Consider the following 21,077-nt stretch of genomic DNA (forward strand, 5'->3'; position numbering starts at 1 on the left):
CGTTCCGACCACCGACGACGCCGTCTTCGAAGGCCGTGAACAACTGACGCTGGACGCCACGCTCTCGGGCAACTCCGCCAGCGGCGTCGCGCTGCCGGGCAATATCACCGATTCGGGCAGCGCCACGATTGTCGATACCAAAAGCACCGATCCGTCCAACCCGAACCCGGGCGCCGATGTGCCGGCCCTGACCGTCTCGGATGCGGGCGATGTGAATGAGGGCGGCAACGCCGTCTTCAATGTCGCGCTGTCCAAGGCGGTTGACGCCGACACCAAGCTGACCTTCAAGCTGGGTGGCGAGATCGAAACCGGTGACATCGGCACGCCCACCGTCACGATCGGCGGCAAGACTGCCACCGTCACGGCCAACGCCGATGGCACCTTCAGCATCACCGTGCCGGCTGGCACCACGGGCGGCATCGTCGTCACGGTTCCGACCACCGACGACTCGGTGTTCGAAGGCCGTGAACAGCTGACGCTGGACGCTACGCTCTCGGGCAACACCGCCAGCGGTGTCGCCCTGCCGGGCAACATCACCGACTCCGGCAGCGCCGTCATCGTTGACGACCGCGGTCCGGGTGCCGATATCCCGGCCCTGACCGTCTCGGATCCCGGCAACGTCAACGAAGGCAGCAACGCCGTCTTCAACGTGGCCCTGACCAAGGCCGTCGATGCCGACACCAAGCTCACCTTCAAGCTCGGTGGCGAGATCGAAACCGGCGACATCGGCACGCCCACGGTCACCATAAGTGGCAAGACCGTCGCGGTCACGACCAACGCTGATGGCTCCTACAGCATCACCGTGCCGGCTGGCACCACGGGCGGCATCGTCGTCACGGTTCCGACCACCGACGACTCAGTCTTCGAAGGCCGCGAACAGCTAACGCTGGACGCCACGCTCTCGGGCAATACCGCCAGCGGTGTCGCCCTGCCGGGCAACATCACCGACTCGGGCAGCGCCACGATTGTCGATACCAACAGCACCGATCCGTCCAACCCGAACCCGGGCGCCGATGTGCCGGCCCTGACCGTCTCGGATCCCGGCAACGTCAACGAAGGCAGCAACGCCGTCTTCAACGTGGCCCTGACCAAGGCCGTCGATGCCGACACCAAGCTCACCTTCAAGCTTGGTGGCGAGATCGAAACCGGCGACATCGGCACGCCCACCGTCATGATCGGCGGCAAGGCCGTGACCGTCACGGCGAACTCCGATGGTTCCTACAGCGTCACCGTGCCGGCTGGCACGACCGGCGGCATCGTCGTCACCGTCCCGACCACCGACGACGCGGTCTTCGAAGGCCGCGAACAGCTGACGCTGGACGCCACGCTCTCGGGCAACACCGCCAGCGGCGTCGCCCTGCCCGGCAACATCACCGACTCGGGCAGCGCCGTCATCGTTGACGACCGCGGCCCGGGCGCCGATGTGCCGGCCCTGAACGTGTCCGACGCAGGCGACGTCAACGAAGGAAGCAGCGCCGTCTTCAACGTGGCCCTGACCAAGGCCGTCGATGCCGCCACCAAGCTCACCTTCAAGCTCGGTGGCGAGATCGAAACCGGCGACATCGGCACGCCCACGGTCACCATCGGTGGCAAGGCCGTAACGGTCACGGCCAACGCCGATGGCTCCTTCAGCATCAATGTGCCTGCCGGCACCACCAGCGGCATCGTCGTCACGGTTCCGACCATCAACGACACCATCTTTGAAGGCCGCGAGCAACTGACGCTGGACGCCACGCTGTCGGGCAACACCGCCAGCGGCGCCGCCCTGCCTGGCAACATCACGGATTCCGGCAGCGCCGTCATCGTTGACGACCGCGGTCCGGGCGCCGATGTGCCGTCGCTCAATGTCTCCGACGCGGGCAACGTGACGGAAGGCAACACGGCGAGCTTCAACGTCGCCCTGAGCAAGCCGGTCGATGCCGAAACCACCCTCACCTTCACGTTGGGAGGCCAGGTCACCGCAGCCGACTACGGCAAGCCCGTCGTGATGATCGGCGGCGTGTCGGTGGCGGTAACGGCCAACGCGGACGGCTCGTACAGCGTCAAGGTTCCGTCCGGCACCACCGGTGGCATTGTGGTCCAAGTGCCCACGACCGCCGACGGCGTCTACGAAGGCACCGAGAGCATGGTTCTGAACGCCACGCTCTCCGGTCAGACCGCAAGCGGCACGGCCTTGCCGGCCGGCATCTCGGACAGCGGCAACGCTGCCATCGTGGATATCAACAAGCCGCCTGTCGTTGGCAACGCATCCGTCGCGGTGTCCGAGGAAGGCTTGACCGGTGGCATCAAGGACGGCAATGGCACGTCCGACACGACCGACTCGGCGAAGGCCAATGGCCAGTTGAGCATCTCCGACGACAACAGCGGAGCTGCCTACACAATCACGCTGGTGGCGCCGGCCAATGGCAGCCTCGTCTCCGACGGCGTGCCCATCGTGTGGACGCTGTCCGACAATGGTCATACTCTGACCGGCCGCGCCGGCTCCGCCGACGCGATCATCATCAAGATCGACAACGCTGGCGCCTACACGGTGCAGATGTTGGCACCGGTGGACCATCCTGACACGACGCGGGAAGACACGGTCAGCCTGTCCGTGACCGTCAAGGTTGCTGACGGCGTCAATGCGCCGGTCACCACCAACCTGAACGTGACGATCGAAGACGATTCGCCTGTCGTGCAGCAGAACGCGCCCGTCAACGTCGAATCCGCCGGCATTCCGGACGTCTACACCGGCAAGGTGTCGTTTGCGGGCAGCTCCAGCAGCGACAGCCAATGGAAGTTCACGTTCGGCAACGGCGCGGTGGAAGTCTCGGCCAAGGGATTCACCTCGAGCAACGACCTGACGCTCATCGACGCCAAGGTCAACCAGAGCACCGCTGGGCTGGGTGTGGCGAGCACGGGTTCCCCGTATCACAACATTGCGAACGAGGTGGACTACCGCGAACTGAACGGCAAAGGCGCGTCGGAAGAACTGACGATCCGCCTCACCGGCGGAAAGATCGCCTACGGCGCAACCATCGACTTTGCCGCCATGTACGGTGGCGAAGTGGAAAGCGGCGTTGCACGTTTCTATCGCGATGGCGTGTTGATCGCCGAACGCACCTTCACCTCCGACAAGAGCGGCGGCGACTACGCGGCGAACTTCCGGGTCGAGGAAGGCGGTTTCGACACGATTGTGGTGTCCGCCACGGACAACCACAAGAATTCGTCCAGCGACAACAGCGACTTCACGGTCACGGGCGTGACGTTCCTGGGCAGCCAGGACGTCCATGCCATTGCCTACGCCGACGGCAACCTGCAGTTTGCGTACGGCGCTGACGGCCCCGGCACGCTGAAGCTGACGGGCGTGGAAAGCGGCCTGACGACGCGTGATGGCGGGGCAATCAAGACCAATGTGGCTTCGAACGGCAACCTGATCCAGGGTCTGGATGCATCGGGCAATCTGGTGTTCGAGATCCGTCTGACACCGGCCACCGGCAAGTGGGAGTTCTATCAGTACCAGCCCATGAACGGCACGGCCAACAAGCTGATCGACTTCACGTACCAGGTGACGGACGCGGACGGCGACTATGCCAACGGCCAATTCCAGGTCGGTGGTGTCGAGCCGACGGGACCGACCCTGACGATCGAAGACACCAACGCCGGCGCCCCTGGCGTCCTGAGCGTGTCCGAAGCGCAGGCCACCGGTAGCGGGTCCTTCGTGATCACGGCGGCAGCCGGACTGAAGTCGATCTCGATCGACGGCACGGGCAACGCCGATGCCACGCTGACGTTGGACCGCCTGGCGGGCCTGTCGAGCAACCCGCTCACGCTGACCACCAGCAAGGGCACGCTGACGCTCACCGGCTACGACGCGGCCACCGGCAAGGTGACCTACACGTACCAGACCAGCGGCGCGCAGCAACACACCGGCGACGACACCAACGTCCAGGACCACTTCACCGTCACGGTCGAAGACAAGTTCGGCGGCAAGGCCACGGGCGACCTGGGCGTGTTGGTCACCGACACGGCGCCGACGCTGGTTCCGATCGCCGACGGCGCCGCGCTGTCGTCACGCGGCACCAACATCATGCTGACGCTGGATACGTCCGGCAGCATGAACTTCGGCAGCGGCGTCTACAGCGGCAAACGCGAGCTCTCGCGTCTGGAGGTGCTGAAGTCCTCGGTCGGCAAGCTGCTCGACCAGTACGGCGAGTCCGGCGACGTGCGCGTCATGATTCTGGAGTTCAACTCGTCGGCAAGCCAGAAAGGAGGCGGCTGGATGTCGCTGGCGCAGGCCAAGACGCTTGTCGATGGCTTGAGCTACGGCGGCGGCACCAACTACGAAGCTGCGCTGAACGCCGCCATGACCGCGTGGAACAACTCTGGCACGGGCAAGCTGGAAGGCGCCTCTGTCCAGAACATTTCCTACTTCTTTACCGACGGAAACCCCGAAAACGGTCCCGTCTACGCCGCTCAACAGGCGACGTGGGAGAAGTTCCTCACGGACAACCAGATCAATTCCTACGGTATTGGTCTGGGCACCGCCGCCACCGGCACGTACATCGATCCGGTGTCCTACAACCCCAGCAAGCCGCAGGACAGCAACACGATCATCGTGAAGGACCTGAACGGTCTGGATACGGCGATTTCGGACACCATCGCGCCGCCGATCGTCGGCGACATCGCGGCGGGCGGCACGCTGGGCGCCGACCTGGCCGGTGCGCGCATTACGCAACTGGTGATCGACGGCAAGACGTACAACTACGACGTTGCGACCAACAAGGTTACGGCCAGCGCCGGCGCGACCTTCACCTTCGATTCGGCCAAGTCCGAACTGACGGTGACGACGTCGCACGGCAAGTTCACGATCGATCTGGCAGGTGAAAACCTGGGCGATTACCGCTACCAGCCGCAAACCGCCGGCACCGACACCGTCCAGTACACGGTCAGGGATGGCGACGGCGATACGGCAAGCGCCAGCCTCACGCTGACGGTCACGGCGCCCGTCCATCAAAACCCGGATGCCGTGAACGACACGGTGATCACCAACATCCTGAGTTCGCAACTGACGGTTCAGGCCGGATCGTTGCTTGCCAATGACGTGCGCGGCACGGGCGCGTTGACGGTAGGACCGCTGACGGTGAATACGGGCTGGAAGGAAAAGGGAGCCGACTTTGCTGCCCGCTCGGTCAAGGAAATTGCTTTTGACGGCTCAAGCAGCAAGTTCCTCACGGTCAATCGCGCTGATCTGGCCCAGATCGGCCAAAACCGCGCGCAGGTCAAGGTGGACGGCTACCTCGGTGCCGTCGGCTCTCGGAACGGGAATGACCAGGACTCGATCACCATCGCCCTTTTGGCCGGTGAGGTTCTGACGCTGAATCACAACTTGTATGCAGATTCGATCCGACTGGAATATCGACTTGCGGGAAGTTCGGATCAGTACAAAGTGCTGCAGAGCGGACAATCGATCCCGGCCTCGGTCGATACCCAATACGAAATCCATCTCGTCAACCTCAGCGACAACAATGGATGGTGGTTGGAGAGCAGGGATAGAGCTGAAGACTACATGCTCACCATGACCGTCGATTATGCCGGCGCATCACCTGTTGCCGACACCGTGGCGAATTCCTCGTACACGATCCAGACGGCGGATGGCCATAGCGATAGCGCCAATGTGTCAGTGGCCTATCAAGCGGGCAACATGCTGCTGGGCACCGATAAGAGCGAGATCCTGCTTGCGGGCGATGGCAACGATACGCTCCACGGCGGCAAGGGCGACGACGTGCTGGTCGGAGGCAAGGGCAACGACACGCTGATCGGTGGCGAAGGTTCCGATACGTTCCGCTGGGAGTTCAACGACCAGGGGACGACCGCCAGCCCGGCCGTGGACCGGATCAAGGACTTTTCCATGGACAAGGCTTCTGCCGGTGGCGATGTGCTGGACCTGAAGGACCTGCTCGTGGGCGAGACGGATGGCAACCTGACCAAGTACCTCAACTTCAAGCAGGATCCTGCCAACTCCAACAATACGATTCTCGAGATCAACACCAAGGGCCAGATCGGCCAGGGTGCCGATCAGAAGATCGTGCTGGAGGGCGTCAATCTCACCCATGACGGCGACGGTCATCCGCTGAGTAACCAGGCCATCATCAACGACCTGCTGCAGAAGGGGAAGCTGAACGTCGATCATCATTGATCATCGACCTGACGGGAAGGCCGGCTCCGGCCTTCCCTTCCCGACCGACGCATTCTTTCAAGAGCACGTCTAAGATGCCCGAAAAAATGTGAAAATCCGTTTCATGCCCTTAACCCGCCGTTACCGTAGCGCCCTGACTCTGTGCCGTGTGGCGCTGCTATGCCTGGCTTGCGGGTGGAGCGGCAGCTCGGCGCTGGAGATCAACACCGACAGGCTGCAAAGCCTGTCGGCTAGCCGCTATGGCTCCAAGGGCGCAAAGTCCGTATCGAACTGGCTGCAACTGCTTCGCAGCCCGGCCCCCGCAACCGACCGCGACCGTCTCACCGTCGCCAACGACTTCTGGAACCGCGCCCTGCTCTCCGGCGAGGATTCCATCATCTGGAAGCAAGCCGATTACTGGGCCACGCCGCTGGAGTCGCTGGGCAAAGGCGCCGGCGATTGCGAAGACTATGTCATCGGCAAGTATTTCACCCTGCTCTCGATGGGCGTACCGGCCAACAAGCTGCGCTTCATCTACGTACGCGCCCGCATCGGCGGCGCGGCCAGCAGCAGCCAGGTGGCCCACATGGTGCTGGGCTATTACGAAACCCCGAATGCCGTCCCGCTGGTGCTGGACAGCCTGATCTCAACCATCCTGCCGGCCACGCAGCGGCGCGACCTGACGCCGGTTTTCAGTTTCAACGCCGACGGCGTCTACGTGGACGGCAAGGCGGCCGCGCCCGTCGACCGCCTTAGCCGCTGGCGCGACCTACTTCAACGCATGGAACGGGAAGGCATCCGCCCCTGATGTCCGGAAACAAGACTATGTCCATACTTCGTCAGCTACTGCTCAGTGTGACCCTCGCCATCAGCGTGATTTTGCTGGGGACGCTGGCGCTCAGCGTCAATTCGGCGCGTGAGTATCTGTCGGGCCAGCTTCAGGTGCAAAGCACCGACGCGGCCGTCTCCCTGGCCCTGTCCCTGTCGCAACCGGCGAACAACGATCCGGTCGTGCAGGAACTGCTGGTCTCGGCGCTTTACGACGGCGGGCACTTCTCGCTGGTGCGCCTGACGGATCCCGACGGCAAGGTCCTGATCGAACGCAAGTCGACCGCCACCGCCGCGTCCGTGCCGGCGTGGTTCCAGGCGCTGGCGCCGCTGGACAGCCAGGCGGCCAGCCACGCGGTCAGCGACGGCTGGCGGCAGATCGGCGAAGTCACCCTGATCGCCAACGACGCCTACGCCTGGGAAGCCTTGTGGCGCAGCAGCCTGAAGATGATTGCGCTGGTCGTGGGCGCGGGCATCCTGTGGGCCATGTTTGCCTTCGTGCTGGTCGGATGGATCAAGAACCGCCTTCTGCGCGAGATCAGCGACCACGTCCGCGGCATCGGCCGCGACGCGCCGGGCGAACAGGTCGAGGCGCGCGTGCCGGAGTTGTCCGGCGTAGTGCAGGCGCTGAACCAGACGCGCGAACGCATCCATGCCAGCGTCGAAGAACAGAACGCGAAGATCGAGTCGCTGGAACTGGAGCTGAACCAGGACCCGGTCACCGGCCTGCCCAACCGCAAATACTTCGTCAACGAGTTCCGCCGTGCGCTGGAAACCCGGCCCGCGGCGGGAACGTCGCGGATCGACGGCGGGCACGTGCTGGTGTTCCGCCAGCGCGATCTGGCCGACCTGAACCGCCACATGCCGCGCGAATTCATCGACCAGTGGCTGCGCACCGCGTGCGAACGCATCCAGGGCACGCTCAAGCGCATGCACGTCGCCGCCCCCATGCTGGCGCGGCTGAATGGGTCGGACTTTGCACTGCTGCTGCCCGGCTGCGCGGCGCCGCAGGCCATGATGGTGGCCGAGCAGGTACGCGCGGATCTGCATGCCTCGCGCATTCCGGTTGGTGAGGGCCATCTTTGCCGGTGGGCGCAGGCCATGACCGATTACGGCCACGGCAGCCAGGCCGGCGCCGTGCTGGCCCGCCTTGACTTTGGCCTGATGCGCGCCGAAAGCGCCGGCAACGACCAGGTCGTGATCGCGGGCGCCACCGACATGCAGTCGCCGTCGGAAGCAGGCGAACGCGCCTGGAAGGACGCCATCCAGACGGCGTTGGAGAACCGGCAGTTCGAACTGTCCACCGAACCCTTGCTGGCGCTGGATGGGCGCACCGTACGCACCGAAGCCATGCTGATGCTGCGCACCGCGCCCGACCAGGAACCGATCCCCGCTACGCTCTTCATCCCGCCGGCCGTGCGGTTGGACCTGGTGGCGGAATGCGATCTGGAATCCGTGCGGCTTGGCCTGGAATGGCTGGCCAGCCATTCGGGCGAACTTGCCGTGCGCGTGGCGCTGCCCTCTTTGCGCGGCCAGAAGTTCCTGCGCCAGCTTGCACTGCTGCTGACCGAAAACCGTCCGCTGGCGCGCCGTCTGTACGTGGAAATCGACGCGCACGGGCTGGTGGAATGCCACGAGCAGATCACCGCCTTTGCGCGCGTCGCAGCGGAATTTGGCGCACACATCGGCGTGCGACGCCTGGCGCAGCAATTTGGCGCGGTGGCGCAACTGCACACGCTGCCGTTGTCCTACGTGAAATTGGGCGGGGGGTTCGTGGGCGGAATGTCGCAAAGCCCGGGTAGCCAGCAGTTGACGGCGTCGGTGCTGGAAACGGCCCGTTCGCTAGGTATTGCGGTCTATGCGGAAGACGTGCCGGACGCCGAGACGCAGCGCATTCTGCACGGCCTGGGCATCGAGATCATGCGCGGCCAGGGCGTGAAGACGGCGAGCGGCGTGTAAGTCGAACGGATACCGCGGCGGCCTGCGATTGGGACGTCCAGGCACGCCCCGCCGCAGGGAAAGGACCATGGAAAACGGCCCGCGCAGGCATTGCCGCGCGGGCCGCGTCGTCAGCGTAACGCCTTACAATCTTAACGCGCGGCCTGGCCCTTGGACTGTTCGTAAAGCGGCATCACTTTCTGCGAAGCCGATTGCAGATCGCTGATGCGCGAGGCGGCCGACGGGTGGGTCGACAGGATCTCGGGCGGTGCACTGCCCTGGCTGGCCGCACCCATCTTCTGCCACAGCGTCACGGCGGCACGCGGGTCATAGCCCGCCCGGGCCGCCAGTTCCACACCCATCCGATCCGCTTCGGTCTCGTGCGTACGGCTGTTGGGCAAGGTGAACATCACGCTGGTCAACTCTCCGCCCAGGTCGGACGCCGCCTTGGATCCCGTGGCAATGGACAGCACCTGCAAGCCCAGATTGGTCGCCATCTGCTGGGACACGCGCTCGCGCGCATGTTCTCGCAGGGCGTGGGCGATTTCGTGGCCCAACACCGCGGCCAGCTCATCGTCGGTCGGCTTGATCTGCGAAATCAGGCCGGTGTAGACGGCGATCTTGCCGCCGGGCATGCACCAGGCGTTGACCTCGTCGCTGGACAGCACGTGGACTTCCCATTTCCAGTTGGCCGCATCGGGACGGAACACGCCGGCCTGCGCGATCAGGCGCTGCGAGATCTCGCGCACGCGCGCCACTTGCTTGGCGTCGCGATCCAGCAGGCCCTTGGACTTGGCCTCCTGCAGGATGTCGGCGTACTGCTGGTTTGCTTCCTGTTCCAGCGCCTGCGCCGGCACCATCGTGGACATGTATTGCTTGCGGTCAACGCCCACGGCGCCTGACTGCGTGGTGTTCATGCTGGTGCAGCCGGCCAGCACGGCCAGCGACAGCACGGCCCCGGCATTGCGCAGAAAATGACGCTTCTGTTTCATGTCGGCCTCCAAGCCAATTCAACTACGGGAAAACGTATCAGACGGGCGCCGAGCCGCACTGACCGCGATGGCGCAGCGCGTGGTCGATCAGCACAAGCGCCAGCATGGCTTCGGCGATGGGCGTGGCGCGGATGCCCACGCACGGGTCGTGGCGGCCCAGCGTCTGCACCATCACCGGCTCGTTGGCGCGGTTGACCGAGCGGCGCTCGACGCGGATGCTCGACGTGGGTTTGATCGCGAGCGACACGGTGATGGGCTGGCCGGTCGAAATGCCGCCCAGCACGCCGCCTGCGTGGTTGCTCAGGAAGCCCTCGGGCGTGATCTCGTCGCCATGTTCCGACCCGCGCTGCGTGATGCAGTCGAAGCCGGCGCCAATGGAAACGCCCTTGACCGCGTTCAGGCCCATCATGACGTGGGCAATGTCGGCGTCCAGGCGGTCGTAGATCGGTTCGCCCCAGCCTGCCGGCAGGTTCTCTGCCACGACTTCGATGCGCGCGCCGATGGAATCGCCGTCCCGGCGCAACTGGTCCATATAGGCTTCCAGTTCGGGGACGACGTCGGCGTTGGGGGCATAGAAGGGATTGTTGGGCACTTCGTCCCACGAAACGAACGGGATGGCGACAGGCCCCAGCTGGCTCATGTAGCCGCGCACCTTGACGCCGTATTGCTCGGCCAGCCACTTCTTGGCGATGGCGCCGGCCGCCACGGTGGGCGCCGTCAGCCGGGCCGAGGAACGTCCGCCGCCGCGCGGGTCGCGCACTCCAAATTTGCGCCAGTAGACGAAGTCGGCGTGGCCCGGACGGAAGGTGTCCTCGATGTTGGAGTAGTCCTTGCTGCGCGCGTCGGTATTGCGGATCAGCAGCCCGATGGGCGTGCCGGTAGTGACCCCGTTATAGACGCCGGACAGGATCTCGACCTGGTCGGCTTCCTGGCGCTGCGTCACGTGGCGCGAGGTGCCCGGGCGGCGGCGATCCAGTTCGTACTGGATATCGGATGCGTCCAGGGCCAGTCCCGGAGGACAGCCGTCCACGACGCAACCGATGGCCGGCCCGTGGGATTCGCCGAAATTCGTGACGGTAAAAAGAGTACCTAGGGTATTGCCGGGCATAAGGAGTCAACAGGTCGGGTTTGCAAGCAACCCCGATTATGACACCGCCGCGGCCAAAGCCTGGATTTCGGCGGCGGGAGCCGGCCGCCCCAGCAGAAAGCCCTGCATCACGCGGCATCCCAACGACTTCAGGATTTCGCGCTGCCCTTCGGTTTCGACGCCTTCGGCCACGACCGGCAGGTGCATGGCCTGGCACAAGCCGAACAGGGCGGAGACCACCTCGCGGCTGCCGGCGTCCGATTCCAGGGCGGAAATGAAGCTGCGGTCGATCTTGACCCAGTCGATGGGCAGATGGCGCAGATGGTTCAGGCTGGAATAGCCGCAACCAAAGTCATCCAGCGCCACCCCGATGCCCATGTCGCGCAGCGTATTCAGGATCTTCACGTGCCGCTCGTAGTGCAGGATGAAGATGGACTCGGTGATCTCCAGCACCAGCTTGCGCGGCGACAGCCGGGCGGCCGCCAGCACGTCCGATACTAGCTGGACCAACCCGTCTTCGTTCATCTGCTTGACCGACAGGTTCACGTGGACGCGCCACGCCGACGGCCAGAGCGCCGCCTGCGTGCAGGCGCGCTCCAGGATCCAGGCGCCCAGCGGCACGATCAGTCCGCTGCGCTCGGCCAATTCGATTGTCACGGCGGGCGACACGCTGCCCAGCACGGGGTGATGCCAGCGCAGCAGCGCCTCGCACCCCTGCACCACGCCGGTCGCGCTGTCGCAGACCGGCTGGTAATAGAGTTCAAACTGCTCCATGGCCGGTGTCGTCAGCGCCAGCCTCAGGTCATTTTCCAGGCCTTGCTGATCCCGTTGCCGCGCCAGCAGCCGGAAGTCGAAGAGATTCCAGCCCTCGCCGCCCCGATCCTTGAGGGGCACCATCGCCACCTGCACGCAGCGTTGCAACTCCTCGACACTGCGGCCGTGGGCGGGATACAGCGCCGCGCCAATCCGGAAGACGGCAATCAGGGGACGGGCGCCCAGTTCATAGGGCGCGCTCAGGTCGGCCAGCAGCTTGGCGGACACCTGGGCAGCCCCCTCCTCGTCCACGCCGGGGACACAGACGGTGAACGAATCGGCCCCGGAGCGCGCGGCCATCCCCCCGAGCGCGCGTGCGACCAGGCTGATGCGATCGGCCACCTGCACCAGCAATGCCTGATCTTCGCCGGCGCGCAGCATGGCGCTGATCTGCGCGTAGTGTTCGAAACTGACGAGAAAAAAGGCGCCGCGGCGCGTCGTACCCTGGGGTTGGCCCAGCCAGGTACGCACGCGACGATGCAACTCCTGTTGGCTGAGGAGGCCGGTCAGTTCATCCCGCGTCAGGCGGCGGCGCAGCGCGCGGTCCCGGCGGAAGAACAGCAGACTGATCGCTGCAAGTGCGCCCGCGAGCGTCAGGCACAGTGCGAGCAGGTAACTCTCACGCACGGAGCCCCCCTATCCAAACGCCCCCGGCGTTGCGGCCCGATCACGGGCCCGGGGGCTGTAACATATTTTAAATTATGCATTATTTTCGCAAAAAAACGCCACATTTCGGAGGCAACGCGCCTCCTTCTCCTGACTTTCTTCGGATCCTATGTTGCTCGCAGCGGTCATGGCGGGGTCCCGGATTGGCGATCTCTGGCCGGTCCTTTCGCCACGCCTCGACCCATCTACGACACCGCAACCCCAAAAATTAATACGCAGTGTCTCAATAGTTCTCAAACGGCCAATTCTCACGAGCGAAATAATTGCACACCTTGTCGGATACGACCGAGCATTTCGTAATATTCTGTGCGTTCTGTGACAGGTCCCAGTATCGTGACGCCGTTGCTAGCTGTCGTTTCGTAACGTGTGTCACGTTTGATATCCAGGTTTTCATCCGCGTACGCCCAGGAAGGGATTCGCCACTACATGCCCACACTACGCCGGCTGCTCTTATGCTCCGCCCTTCTGGTCGGCTTTATCCTATTGGGCGCTCAGGCCCTCGGGATGCTGGCGGCGCACCGCTATCTGAATACGCAACTCGCCCAGCAAAGCGAATCGGGCGCCAACGCGCTCGCCTGGGCCTTGTCGCACAGTTCCGGCAGCCACAGCGAGCAGGTCGCGCTTGCCGATGAACTGTTCGGACAGGGGCTGTATTCGCTGGTCAATATCACGATCGAAGGGAACGCGCTGCGTGTGGAGCGCCGGTCGGGACCAGGCGCCGCAGGCCGGGAGCGCGATTGGCGCGCCGGATGGCTGAACATGGAAGCACCGGCCATTTCCCGGCCGTTCGTCATCCCTGGCGGACAAGGCAAAGGCACCCTCACCGTGCAGGCCGATGCCCGTCTGGCTCGCGACACGCTGTGGCAAGGCGGCATCCGCGTTCTGGGTCTGGTGCTTGCCGCGGCCGCATTCTGGGCACTGTTCGCCACCAATCTCGTGCGCTGGATCGAAGCCCGCACGTCGCGCGACATCTGCGAACGCGTGCGTGCGCTGGCGCCCGGCGCCGATGCGCCACTGAGCGGTTCGTGCGAAGTGCCCGGTGTGGACCAGGCGCTGGTCGATGCGCAGCGCCGTGTCGCCGCCACGGTCGAGGAGCAGAATGCGCGCATCGAATCGCTGCAAAGCGAAATCTACCGGGACCCCATCTCGCGCCTGTCGAACCGCAAGCATTTTGTCGACCAGTTCCGGCTTGCGCTGGCAGATAAATCCGACGAGGCCGGCGGCCATCTGCTGATGTTCCGCCAACGCGACCTCGCACAGATCAACCGGCACCTGTCGCGCGCCTTCACTGACCAGTGGCTGCGCTCATCGTCGGACCGCCTGCGCAAGCTGGTGCAGGAATTCGGCGGTCCGGGCACGCTGATCGCCCGGATCAGCGGATCGGATTTTGCCCTGCTGCTGCCGCGCACCTCGGCGCCGCAGGCCAGCGTGCTGGCCGAACGCGTGCGGCGCGAGCTGCGGTCGCTGCGCGTGCCGATGGACAAATACGGATGGTGCCGGTGGGCGCTGGCCATGGCAGCCTTCGCGCCGGGCGACAACATGAGCGACATCCTCGCGCGTCTGGATCATGCGCTGATGTGCGCCGAAAGCGCCGACGACGACCAGATCACGCCGGCAAGCCAGGCCGCCGACAGCACCCGCATCGGTGAATACAGTTGGCACGACGCGCTGGTTACCGCGCTGGAGCAGCACCGGTTCTCACTGACGGCACAGCCGTTGCATGACCTGTCGGGCGCCCTGCTGCACCACGAGGCCTGCCTGACGCTGCACGATGCCTCCGGCACCGATCCCGTGCCGGCTTCGATCTTCATGCCGCCAGCCGTGCGCCTGGGCCTGTCCGCCGAGTGCGATATCCAGGCGATCCGTCTGGGTCTCGATTGGCTGTTCACTCATGACGGCGCACTTACGGTGCCGGTATCGCTTGCCACCCTTGCCCAAGGATCCTTCTTCGCGCGTCTTGAACGCATGCTCGACGACCGGCCCACGCTGTCGGCGCGGCTGATCCTGGAAGTCGACGCCGCGGGACTCGTCGAACAAGGCGCCGATGTGCGCCAGCTCTGCGACATCGTCATGGGCGCAGGCGGACGGGTCGGGGTAGCGCGGCTGTCACAGCGATTCGGCGCCATGGAGCACCTGCATGAATTTCCCGTCTCGTACGTGACGCTGAGCGGCAGTTTCATCAGCGGTCTCCTGCAAAGTCCCGGCAGCCAGCACCTGGCCGCCACCGTGGTCGCGACCGCGATGACGCTCGGCATGTCGGTCTATGCGGCTGACGTGCCGGACACGGCGACGCAGCTCGTGCTGGAAGGAATCGGCGTCCGCGCGATAAGCGGAGCTGTCGTAAACTCCGCCCACGCGCAAGACCTCGCGCATGATCACCAATGGGTTCCTAGTTGACGGAAGGATTGTTTCTTCGCACCCGCTGGCGTTTTCGCCACCTTCGCGCAAGCCAGCCCGGCTTCTTCCGGACAACCATCTGGTCGGGAGTTGGTCTGCTGCTGTGCGCCTGCTTCTGGCCGGCCTACGCGCTCGCTTATGGGTTGAATGCGGACGGGGGACATGCCGGCTACGAGAACCTGCACTCAGGCTTGACCGCCGGCGTCGCCATCGCCTGCGCGATAGTGTGCGGCGTGGCCTGGGCGCACACGCGCAACGCGCTGTATGCAGCAGGCATGGCCTTCGCGCTGGTCGAAGGGTTGTTCCGTTCGCTGCCCGATCTGATGCCGCCGGGCGCGCTGCAAGCTGCCTCTTATGCCGCCCTGCTCGCCCTGACCGCGCCCCTGCTGCAGGGATCGCGCATTGCAACCGGACTGGGCGTTGCGTGCCGGTGGATCAGCATTGCGCTGTCCGGCGTGGCGGCGCTGGCGCTGATCTTCGTGTATGAAACGGAATCGGGAGTGCTTCCTGCGGCCATTGCCGGCGTGTGCGCTGCGCTGAGCGTGCCGTTGGCGCTGTGGTTCCTGGCCAGCGCGGTGCGGCAGCGGTCTGGCCGCCCGGCCAGCCTTGCGCTGATGCTCGCGTTTGGCGCATCAGCCTGGATCCTCGGACACGACGCGTGGCACGCAAGCGGGGCAGACGCCACGGATGCAAGCTTCGAAATGCTGCGGCTGATGCTGGTGTCGGGCACGCTGGTCTGGCTGGCGCTGGATGCCTCCAACAGTGCCGCGCCCGCGCGCAATAATGGCGCCGGCTCGGACGCCGAACACCTGGCGCAAGGCGAACTGCGGCTGGCCGAACTGGCCGGTGCGCTAGACACGCAACGGCAGATGAACGCGCTGATCTCGCACGAGCTGCGCGCGCCCTTGGCCACCATCAGCGCCGCGGCGCAATCGCTGGACATGATTCTGTCGGACAGTGGCGAAACCGTGGACACGCGGCTCGCGCGTATTCATCGGTCGGTTGCGCGGATGACCGAGCTGATGGATCAGTTGCTGAATCAGGATCGCCTCGAGGAACATGCCTGGAGCCCGCGCGGCGAACAGACAGACATGGCCGACCTGGTGCGCGACGTGGTGAATGCCATGCGCCCGGATACTGCGCATGCCCTGGTGCTCGAAGCGCAAGCGCCGCAGCCGGTATTCTGTGATCGCCCGCTCACCAGCGTCGTCGTGCGCAACCTGATCCACAACGCCATCAAGTATTCGCCGGCCAACGAACCGGTGCGAATCGAGACGGGTCATACACGGGTCGGCGACACGGCCATGACCTGGGCAGCCGTCGTGGACCGCGGCCCGGGGATTGGAGAAGAGGAACAAGCCCGGATCTTCGAGCCGCGCTTTCGGCGGTCCGCGCATCGCGAAACCCAGGGCATGGGGATCGGGCTGTATCTGGCCCGGCGCATCTGCCAGAGCCAGGGCGGTTCGCTGACGATGCAAAGCAAGGTGGGCGTGGGCACGCGTTTTGTCATCACCCTGCCCGCCAACGGGCAGTCGGCTTAAGCGCTGCACGGGCCTTGGCGTCAGCCGCAGCCGCGGCCGGGTCAGGCCGCGAACACGTAGCCCTGACCGCGCACCGACAACACCGGCAGTTTGAGTCCGGCGCTCTGCGCCTTGGCGCGCAGACGGCTCACCAGCACGTCGATACGCCGCAACTCAAACCCGCCCGGGCTGTCGGGCAGGAAGAGTTCAGCCAGCGCCTGCCGGCTGACGGCACTGCCCGCGGCGTCCATCAGGGCTACCAGGAACGTCCGTTCCTGCGCGCTCAGGTGCAGCGAGGCGCCGTCGGGCGCCACCAGGATCCAGCCGCCGTCCTGCAGCGACCAGTTCGTATCCGCCGACGCGCGCGTCTCGGCGTCAGCCGGGCGTGGCGCCTTGGCCAACCGCATGCGGCGCGCCAGGCTGCGAATGACGGAGCTGAGTTCCAGCAAATCCACCGGCTTGGTCATGTAGACGTCGGCGCCGCCCTCCAGGCCGCGGACGCGGTCTTCCAGGGCGCTGCGGCCCGTCAGCATGACGATGCCCACCGGGCTCAAGGCACGCAGGCGCGTCGCAACGGAAAAGCCGTCTTCGCCTGGAAGATGGGCGTCGAGAATGACGATGTCGCACGGCTGCTCTTGCAGGCGGCGGTAGAACGCCACTGCATTGTCACAAGCGAACGCCACGCGAAAACCGTAGCCGCCCAAGCCCAACGCCAGTTCCTCGCGGAAATCGGCGTCGTCCTCGAGCAGTCCTATACATAGCAAACCATCTGCACCAGGCATATTCAGAGTGCTTTACATTGAAATTGTCGACAAATACCCCTGGAGCGCCCACGCGATCAAAAATGCCCCGGAGCCGGCAATCTTACGACTTTTACAATGGAAACGAATGATTGCAGCGAAAAAAATGGCGATATTTCACATTTTTACCGGGATTTTTTTGTTAATCCCGGGAATGTCGCAGGATTAATGCCATCGACGTTATCGCAAAATTATCTTCATGACGAGCAACTCACTTCGATTCCACCAGCCCAATCCGGGGGCAGGCCGGCATAGCGTTCAAAACCCTCCTGGGCGACGAAGGGGCTTCGCAGCAGTTTCATGAGCGTTTCAATTTCGCTGGCGTCGCCGGCCTTGGCCGCGCGAATCGCCTGTTCTGCCAGGTGATTGCGCAGCACGTACAAGGGATTCACGCCGTTCATGGCGGCCGCCGTATCCGCCGCAGGCCGCCCGGCCTGCGCATGCCGGGCCAGCAGCTTGTCGAGCCAGGCGCTAGCTGCGGGACGGTCGATAAACAAATCCTCAAAGGCGCTGCGCTGTCCCTGCGTGGCGTCGGCCAGCCGGCGCCAGGACAACGTGAAGTCCGCCTGATTGGCGTCCATCAGTTTAAGCAGATCGTCCAGCAACGCCTCATCGTCAGGACGCCACGCCGCCAAACCCATCTTGGCGGCCATCTTGTCATGGAACGCGCGCGTGAAAATGGCTTCGTATTCATCCAGCACGGCGCGCAATGCGTCGGCGTCCTGCACCAGCAGGTGCAGACTGCCACCTAGCCGATACAGATTCCAAAGCCCCACCGACGGCTGCCGATTCCAGGAGTATCGACCTTCGGCATCCGAATGGTTACAGATATGACCCAGCCAGAATCCGTCCATGAAACCATAAGGGCCGTAATCCAGCGTCAGCCCCAGGATCGACATATTGTCGGTATTCATCACGCCGTGGCAAAACCCGACAGCCTGCCAGTCCGCCATCAGCAACGCCGTGCGCCGCGTGACTTCACGCAGCAGATTCACATACGGGGCCGTCTCGGACGCCGAATCGCCAGTCGGCACGTCGCGGCACTCGGGGTAATAGCGGTCGATCACATAATCGGCCAGCGTTTTCAGCATGTCGGGCTGACGCCGTGACGACCAATGTTCAAACGAGCCGAACCTGACGAAACTGGGCGACATCCGCGTCACGATCGCGGCGGTTTCGACGGTCTCGCGCATGACCGGATCATCGGAAACGACCAGCGCCAGGGCGCGCGTGGTGGGCACGCCCAACCCGAACATCGCCTCGCTGGCCAGGTACTCCCGCACGGAAGACCGCAGCACGGCCCGCCCGTCGCCCATCCGCGAGTACGGCGTCATGCCCGAGCCCTTGAGCTGCAGTTCCCAGGCGCCCTCGGGCCCTTGAACTTCGCCCAGCAGATGCGCCCGTCCGTCGCCAAGCTGCCCTGCCCACACGCCAAACTGGTGGCCGCTATAGACGGCTGCCAGCGTATCGCCGCCCGGCAAAGGCTGCCCGCCGGAAAACACCTGCAGGAATTCGGGGGTGGTCAGGACCGACGGATCCAGGCCGATCAGGGCGGCCGCCTGTTCGTTGGCGTGCAGCAGACGAGGATTGTTCAGCCCGCGCGGCGCCAGCCGGGTGTAGAAAGCCTCGGGCAGGGCCGCAAAGGAGTTGACGGCTTGCAGTTCGGACAGGGACTGGGCATTCATGCGCGTTGACTCCGGGCAGCGCGCTTGGCGGGCCGCACATAAAAGATGGCGCTGAGGAAAAAAGTGGTGGACAAGATGATCTCGCCCCACGCCATCAAGACGGACAGCGGCGCCGGATCCGACATGGCGCGCACCACGCCTTCCATCAGATACAGCAGCGACAGCATGGCCGCCCACTGGTAGGTGTAGAGATTGCCTCGCACGATGCCCCGCAGCGGAAACGCCAGCGGCAAGGCTTTCAGCAGCATCCAGGAACCGCCCGGCCGCACCGGCGCCACCACGGTTTCCCAGGCGACGCACAGCACGATCAGGGCAAACAATGAAACCGAGGCGACGAGGCGCAAGCGGGGGTTGAGTTCGGGATTCATGCTGCTATTATCGCCTGATGAATCGCCCCGCCGAGCCCGCCGCCGCTACGCCGGCGGTCAAAGAACGACCAACCTCGCGCATTTCCCGGGTCGCGAGGACCGGACGCGTATTTCGTTTCGTCCTCCAACGCGCCAACGAAGAAAAGCTGCTGCAGGTTGCCTCCAGCCTCACCTTCACCACCGTTCTGGCAATCGTCCCCATGCTCGCGGTGGTGCTGTCGCTGTTCACGGCCTTTCCCGTGTTCCAGGAATTCCGGGTCGCCCTCGAGGACTTCCTCACCACCAGCCTGATGCCGCCGTCCGTGTCGGACAACATCATGGACTACCTGAACCAGTTCGCGCACCAGGCGTCGCGCCTGACCGCCATTGGCGGCGCGTTCCTGCTGGTCACATCGCTGCTGCTGATCATGACGATCGACCAGGCCTTCAACGACATCTGGCGCGTCTCGCGCCAGCGTCCCCTGCCGCAGCGGGCACTGGTGTATTGGGCCATCATCACGCTCGGACCCGTCCTGGCTGGCGCCAGCTTGTGGGCGACCTCGTTCGTGGCCCGCGAATCGCTGGGTCTCATCAAGGACGTCCCTGAAGTCATCAGTGTCGTCGTCTCGTTCATCCCGCTGGTGCTGACCGGCCTGGGCTTTGCCGCGCTTTTTGTCGTCGTGCCCAACCGCGACGTGCTGTGGCGCGACGCGCTGATCGGGGGCTGTGTCACGGCCATCGTGCTGGAAATCATGAAGTCCGCGTTCGCCTTCTACCTGACCCGGTTTCCCACCTACACGGTCATCTACGGCGCCTTCGCCACGCTGCCAATCTTCCTGCTGTGGATCTACCTGTCCTGGCTGGCCGTGCTGCTGGGCGCAACGCTTGCTTCCAGCGCGCCGCTGATCCGGCTGGGACGCTGGCACATCAACCGCTACCCGGGCGCCTCGTTCGTCGACGCGCTGGATGCGCTGCGCGCACTGCGCCGCGCGCAGCTCTCGACGCCCGGCGGCGTGGCCGCCAACACGTTGGCCTCGGAGCTGCGGCTGCATCAGGATGAACTCAATGAAGTCCTGGAAACGCTGAGCAAGATGGGATTGGCCACCCGCAGTCCCGAAGACAACTGGATGCTGACGTGCGACGCGCGCGAGACCTCGCTGGCGCCCGTCGTGGATCGCTTCCTGCTGGACCGAAGCCAAGCCCGCGTCCGCAATGACCCCGACATCCTGCGCATCGCATCGTCCGTAAATTCGCCGCAAACCACGCCAACGCTGGAAGAACTCTGCGGAGAAGCGCAAAATACCGGAAATGGAGTCGCCCCAGTGCTGCAACTGGAAGCGAACAAGAAATAGCAAAGCATAGGGCGCAGTCCGCCCCAGGAGATACCGATGTTGAAGGTCAGTGAGATTTTGCGCGTCAAGGGCGATACGCTCTATACGGCGTCGCCCGACATGCCCGTGGCGCAGGCCGTGCAAACCATGAGCGAACAAGACATAGGCTCGCTGGTCATCATGGAATTCGGCACCCTGACCGGCATGCTCACGTTCCGCGAAATCATCCGCCACATGCACGCGCACGGCGGCGCAGGCGATACGACCATCCGTTCCATCATGGACGACGCGCCGGTCAGCGTTTCGCCCAACACCAGCGCCGACGAAGTCCAGCGCCTGATGCTCGAAAAGCACGCCCGCTACATCCCCGTCATGGACGGCCCCACCCTGATGGGCGTCATTTCGTTCTACGACATGGCGCAGGCCATCGTCGCGGCGCAGCAGTTCGAAAACAACATGCTGAAGGCCTACATTCGCGATTGGCCTGCCGAAAGCGCGGAGCCCGCCCAGTCCTGA

General features: G+C 64.6%; 13 protein-coding genes. 7 read left to right on the forward strand and 6 right to left on the reverse strand.

Annotated features, from left to right (window positions below):
* From B2W22_RS00060 to B2W22_RS00070, 3 genes are all read left to right on the forward strand, one after another.
* A partial coding sequence (locus B2W22_RS00060) for a type I secretion C-terminal target domain-containing protein (protein WP_286935867.1) occupies positions 1 to 6,178 on the forward strand: 6,178 nt, incomplete at its 5' end.
* A 103-nt stretch (positions 6,179 to 6,281) separates the two neighbouring features.
* Positions 6,282 to 6,965 (forward strand): transglutaminase-like cysteine peptidase, encoded by a 684-nt coding sequence (locus B2W22_RS00065; RefSeq protein ID WP_286935868.1) that lies wholly within the window; start codon positions 6,282 to 6,284, stop codon positions 6,963 to 6,965.
* Between the two features lie 17 nt (positions 6,966 to 6,982).
* Positions 6,983 to 8,944: a bifunctional diguanylate cyclase/phosphodiesterase gene (locus tag B2W22_RS00070; RefSeq protein WP_286935869.1), complete on the forward strand. Its 1,962-nt coding sequence runs from the start codon at positions 6,983 to 6,985 to the stop codon at positions 8,942 to 8,944.
* Between the two features lie 131 nt (positions 8,945 to 9,075).
* Here the strand turns inward: B2W22_RS00070 and B2W22_RS00075 are convergent, their stop codons facing one another.
* From B2W22_RS00075 to B2W22_RS00085, 3 genes are read right to left on the reverse strand one after another with little or no spacing between them, the layout of a single operon-like run.
* Positions 9,076 to 9,915 carry a M48 family metallopeptidase gene (locus tag B2W22_RS00075; protein ID WP_175125005.1) on the reverse strand — a complete coding sequence of 280 codons (840 nt, stop codon included), beginning with the start codon at positions 9,913 to 9,915 and terminating at the stop codon, positions 9,076 to 9,078.
* A 37-nt stretch (positions 9,916 to 9,952) separates the two neighbouring features.
* Positions 9,953 to 11,023, reverse strand: a complete 1,071-nt coding sequence (aroC, locus tag B2W22_RS00080) for a chorismate synthase (RefSeq protein WP_286935870.1) — start codon at positions 11,021 to 11,023, stop codon at positions 9,953 to 9,955.
* 36 nt (positions 11,024 to 11,059) lie between these two features.
* A complete protein-coding gene (locus B2W22_RS00085) occupies positions 11,060 to 12,442 on the reverse strand; it encodes a putative bifunctional diguanylate cyclase/phosphodiesterase (RefSeq protein ID WP_175125007.1) in 1,383 nt (460 codons plus the stop codon).
* A 465-nt stretch (positions 12,443 to 12,907) separates the two neighbouring features.
* Here B2W22_RS00085 and B2W22_RS00090 point away from each other — a divergent pair, with 465 nt between their 5' ends.
* Together B2W22_RS00090 and B2W22_RS00095 are read left to right on the forward strand one after the other, a co-directional pair.
* Positions 12,908 to 14,878 carry an EAL domain-containing protein gene (locus B2W22_RS00090; RefSeq protein WP_286935871.1) on the forward strand — a complete coding sequence of 657 codons (1,971 nt, stop codon included), beginning with the start codon at positions 12,908 to 12,910 and terminating at the stop codon, positions 14,876 to 14,878.
* Positions 14,879 to 14,886: 8 nt separating this feature from the next.
* Positions 14,887 to 16,419, forward strand: coding sequence for a sensor histidine kinase (locus B2W22_RS00095; protein ID WP_286935872.1), 1,533 nt, complete (start codon positions 14,887 to 14,889; stop codon positions 16,417 to 16,419).
* A 41-nt stretch (positions 16,420 to 16,460) separates the two neighbouring features.
* Here the strand turns inward: B2W22_RS00095 and B2W22_RS00100 are convergent, their stop codons facing one another.
* The 3 genes from B2W22_RS00100 to B2W22_RS00110 form a co-directional block, all read right to left on the reverse strand.
* The gene (locus tag B2W22_RS00100; protein WP_043518814.1) at positions 16,461 to 17,180 is read right to left on the reverse strand and encodes a response regulator transcription factor; all 720 of its coding nucleotides are present in this window, start codon (positions 17,178 to 17,180) and stop codon (positions 16,461 to 16,463) included.
* Positions 17,181 to 17,395: 215 nt separating this feature from the next.
* Positions 17,396 to 18,883, reverse strand: a complete 1,488-nt coding sequence (locus B2W22_RS00105) for a protein adenylyltransferase SelO (RefSeq protein WP_286935873.1) — start codon at positions 18,881 to 18,883, stop codon at positions 17,396 to 17,398.
* Complete coding sequence (locus tag B2W22_RS00110) at positions 18,880 to 19,251, reverse strand: DUF2069 domain-containing protein (protein ID WP_056571311.1); 372 nt, start codon at positions 19,249 to 19,251, stop codon at positions 18,880 to 18,882. Before B2W22_RS00110 ends, B2W22_RS00105 begins: the two co-directional genes overlap by 4 nt.
* Before the next feature lie 17 nt (positions 19,252 to 19,268).
* Here B2W22_RS00110 and B2W22_RS00115 point away from each other — a divergent pair, with 17 nt between their 5' ends.
* Entirely contained in the window at positions 19,269 to 20,582 is a 1,314-nt protein-coding gene (locus B2W22_RS00115) for a YihY family inner membrane protein (RefSeq protein WP_286935874.1), read from the forward strand.
* A gap of 36 nt (positions 20,583 to 20,618) precedes the next feature.
* Positions 20,619 to 21,077 (forward strand): CBS domain-containing protein, encoded by a 459-nt coding sequence (locus B2W22_RS00120; protein ID WP_056315762.1) that lies wholly within the window; start codon positions 20,619 to 20,621, stop codon positions 21,075 to 21,077.

The sequence above is a fragment of the Achromobacter sp. UBA4530 genome (assembly GCF_002388205.1).
GTDB classification, from domain to species: Bacteria; Pseudomonadota; Gammaproteobacteria; order Burkholderiales; family Burkholderiaceae_B; genus Achromobacter; species Achromobacter animicus.

What these genes read in the sequence shown, in the direction of transcription:
- B2W22_RS00065 (WP_286935868.1), top strand. Translation starts at nt 6,282, where the DNA reads ATGCCCTTAACCCGCCGTTACCGTAGCGCCCTGACTCTGTGCCGTGTG.
- B2W22_RS00070 (WP_286935869.1), top strand. Translation starts at nt 6,983, where the DNA reads ATGTCCATACTTCGTCAGCTACTGCTCAGTGTGACCCTCGCCATCAGC.
- B2W22_RS00075 (WP_175125005.1), bottom strand. Translation starts at nt 9,915, where the DNA reads ATGAAACAGAAGCGTCATTTTCTGCGCAATGCCGGGGCCGTGCTGTCG.
- aroC (WP_286935870.1), bottom strand. Translation starts at nt 11,023, where the DNA reads ATGCCCGGCAATACCCTAGGTACTCTTTTTACCGTCACGAATTTCGGC.
- B2W22_RS00090 (WP_286935871.1), top strand. Translation starts at nt 12,908, where the DNA reads ATGCCCACACTACGCCGGCTGCTCTTATGCTCCGCCCTTCTGGTCGGC.
- B2W22_RS00100 (WP_043518814.1), bottom strand. Translation starts at nt 17,180, where the DNA reads ATGCCTGGTGCAGATGGTTTGCTATGTATAGGACTGCTCGAGGACGAC.
- B2W22_RS00105 (WP_286935873.1), bottom strand. Translation starts at nt 18,883, where the DNA reads ATGAATGCCCAGTCCCTGTCCGAACTGCAAGCCGTCAACTCCTTTGCG.
- B2W22_RS00110 (WP_056571311.1), bottom strand. Translation starts at nt 19,251, where the DNA reads ATGAATCCCGAACTCAACCCCCGCTTGCGCCTCGTCGCCTCGGTTTCA.
- B2W22_RS00115 (WP_286935874.1), top strand. Translation starts at nt 19,269, where the DNA reads ATGAATCGCCCCGCCGAGCCCGCCGCCGCTACGCCGGCGGTCAAAGAA.
- B2W22_RS00120 (WP_056315762.1), top strand. Translation starts at nt 20,619, where the DNA reads ATGTTGAAGGTCAGTGAGATTTTGCGCGTCAAGGGCGATACGCTCTAT.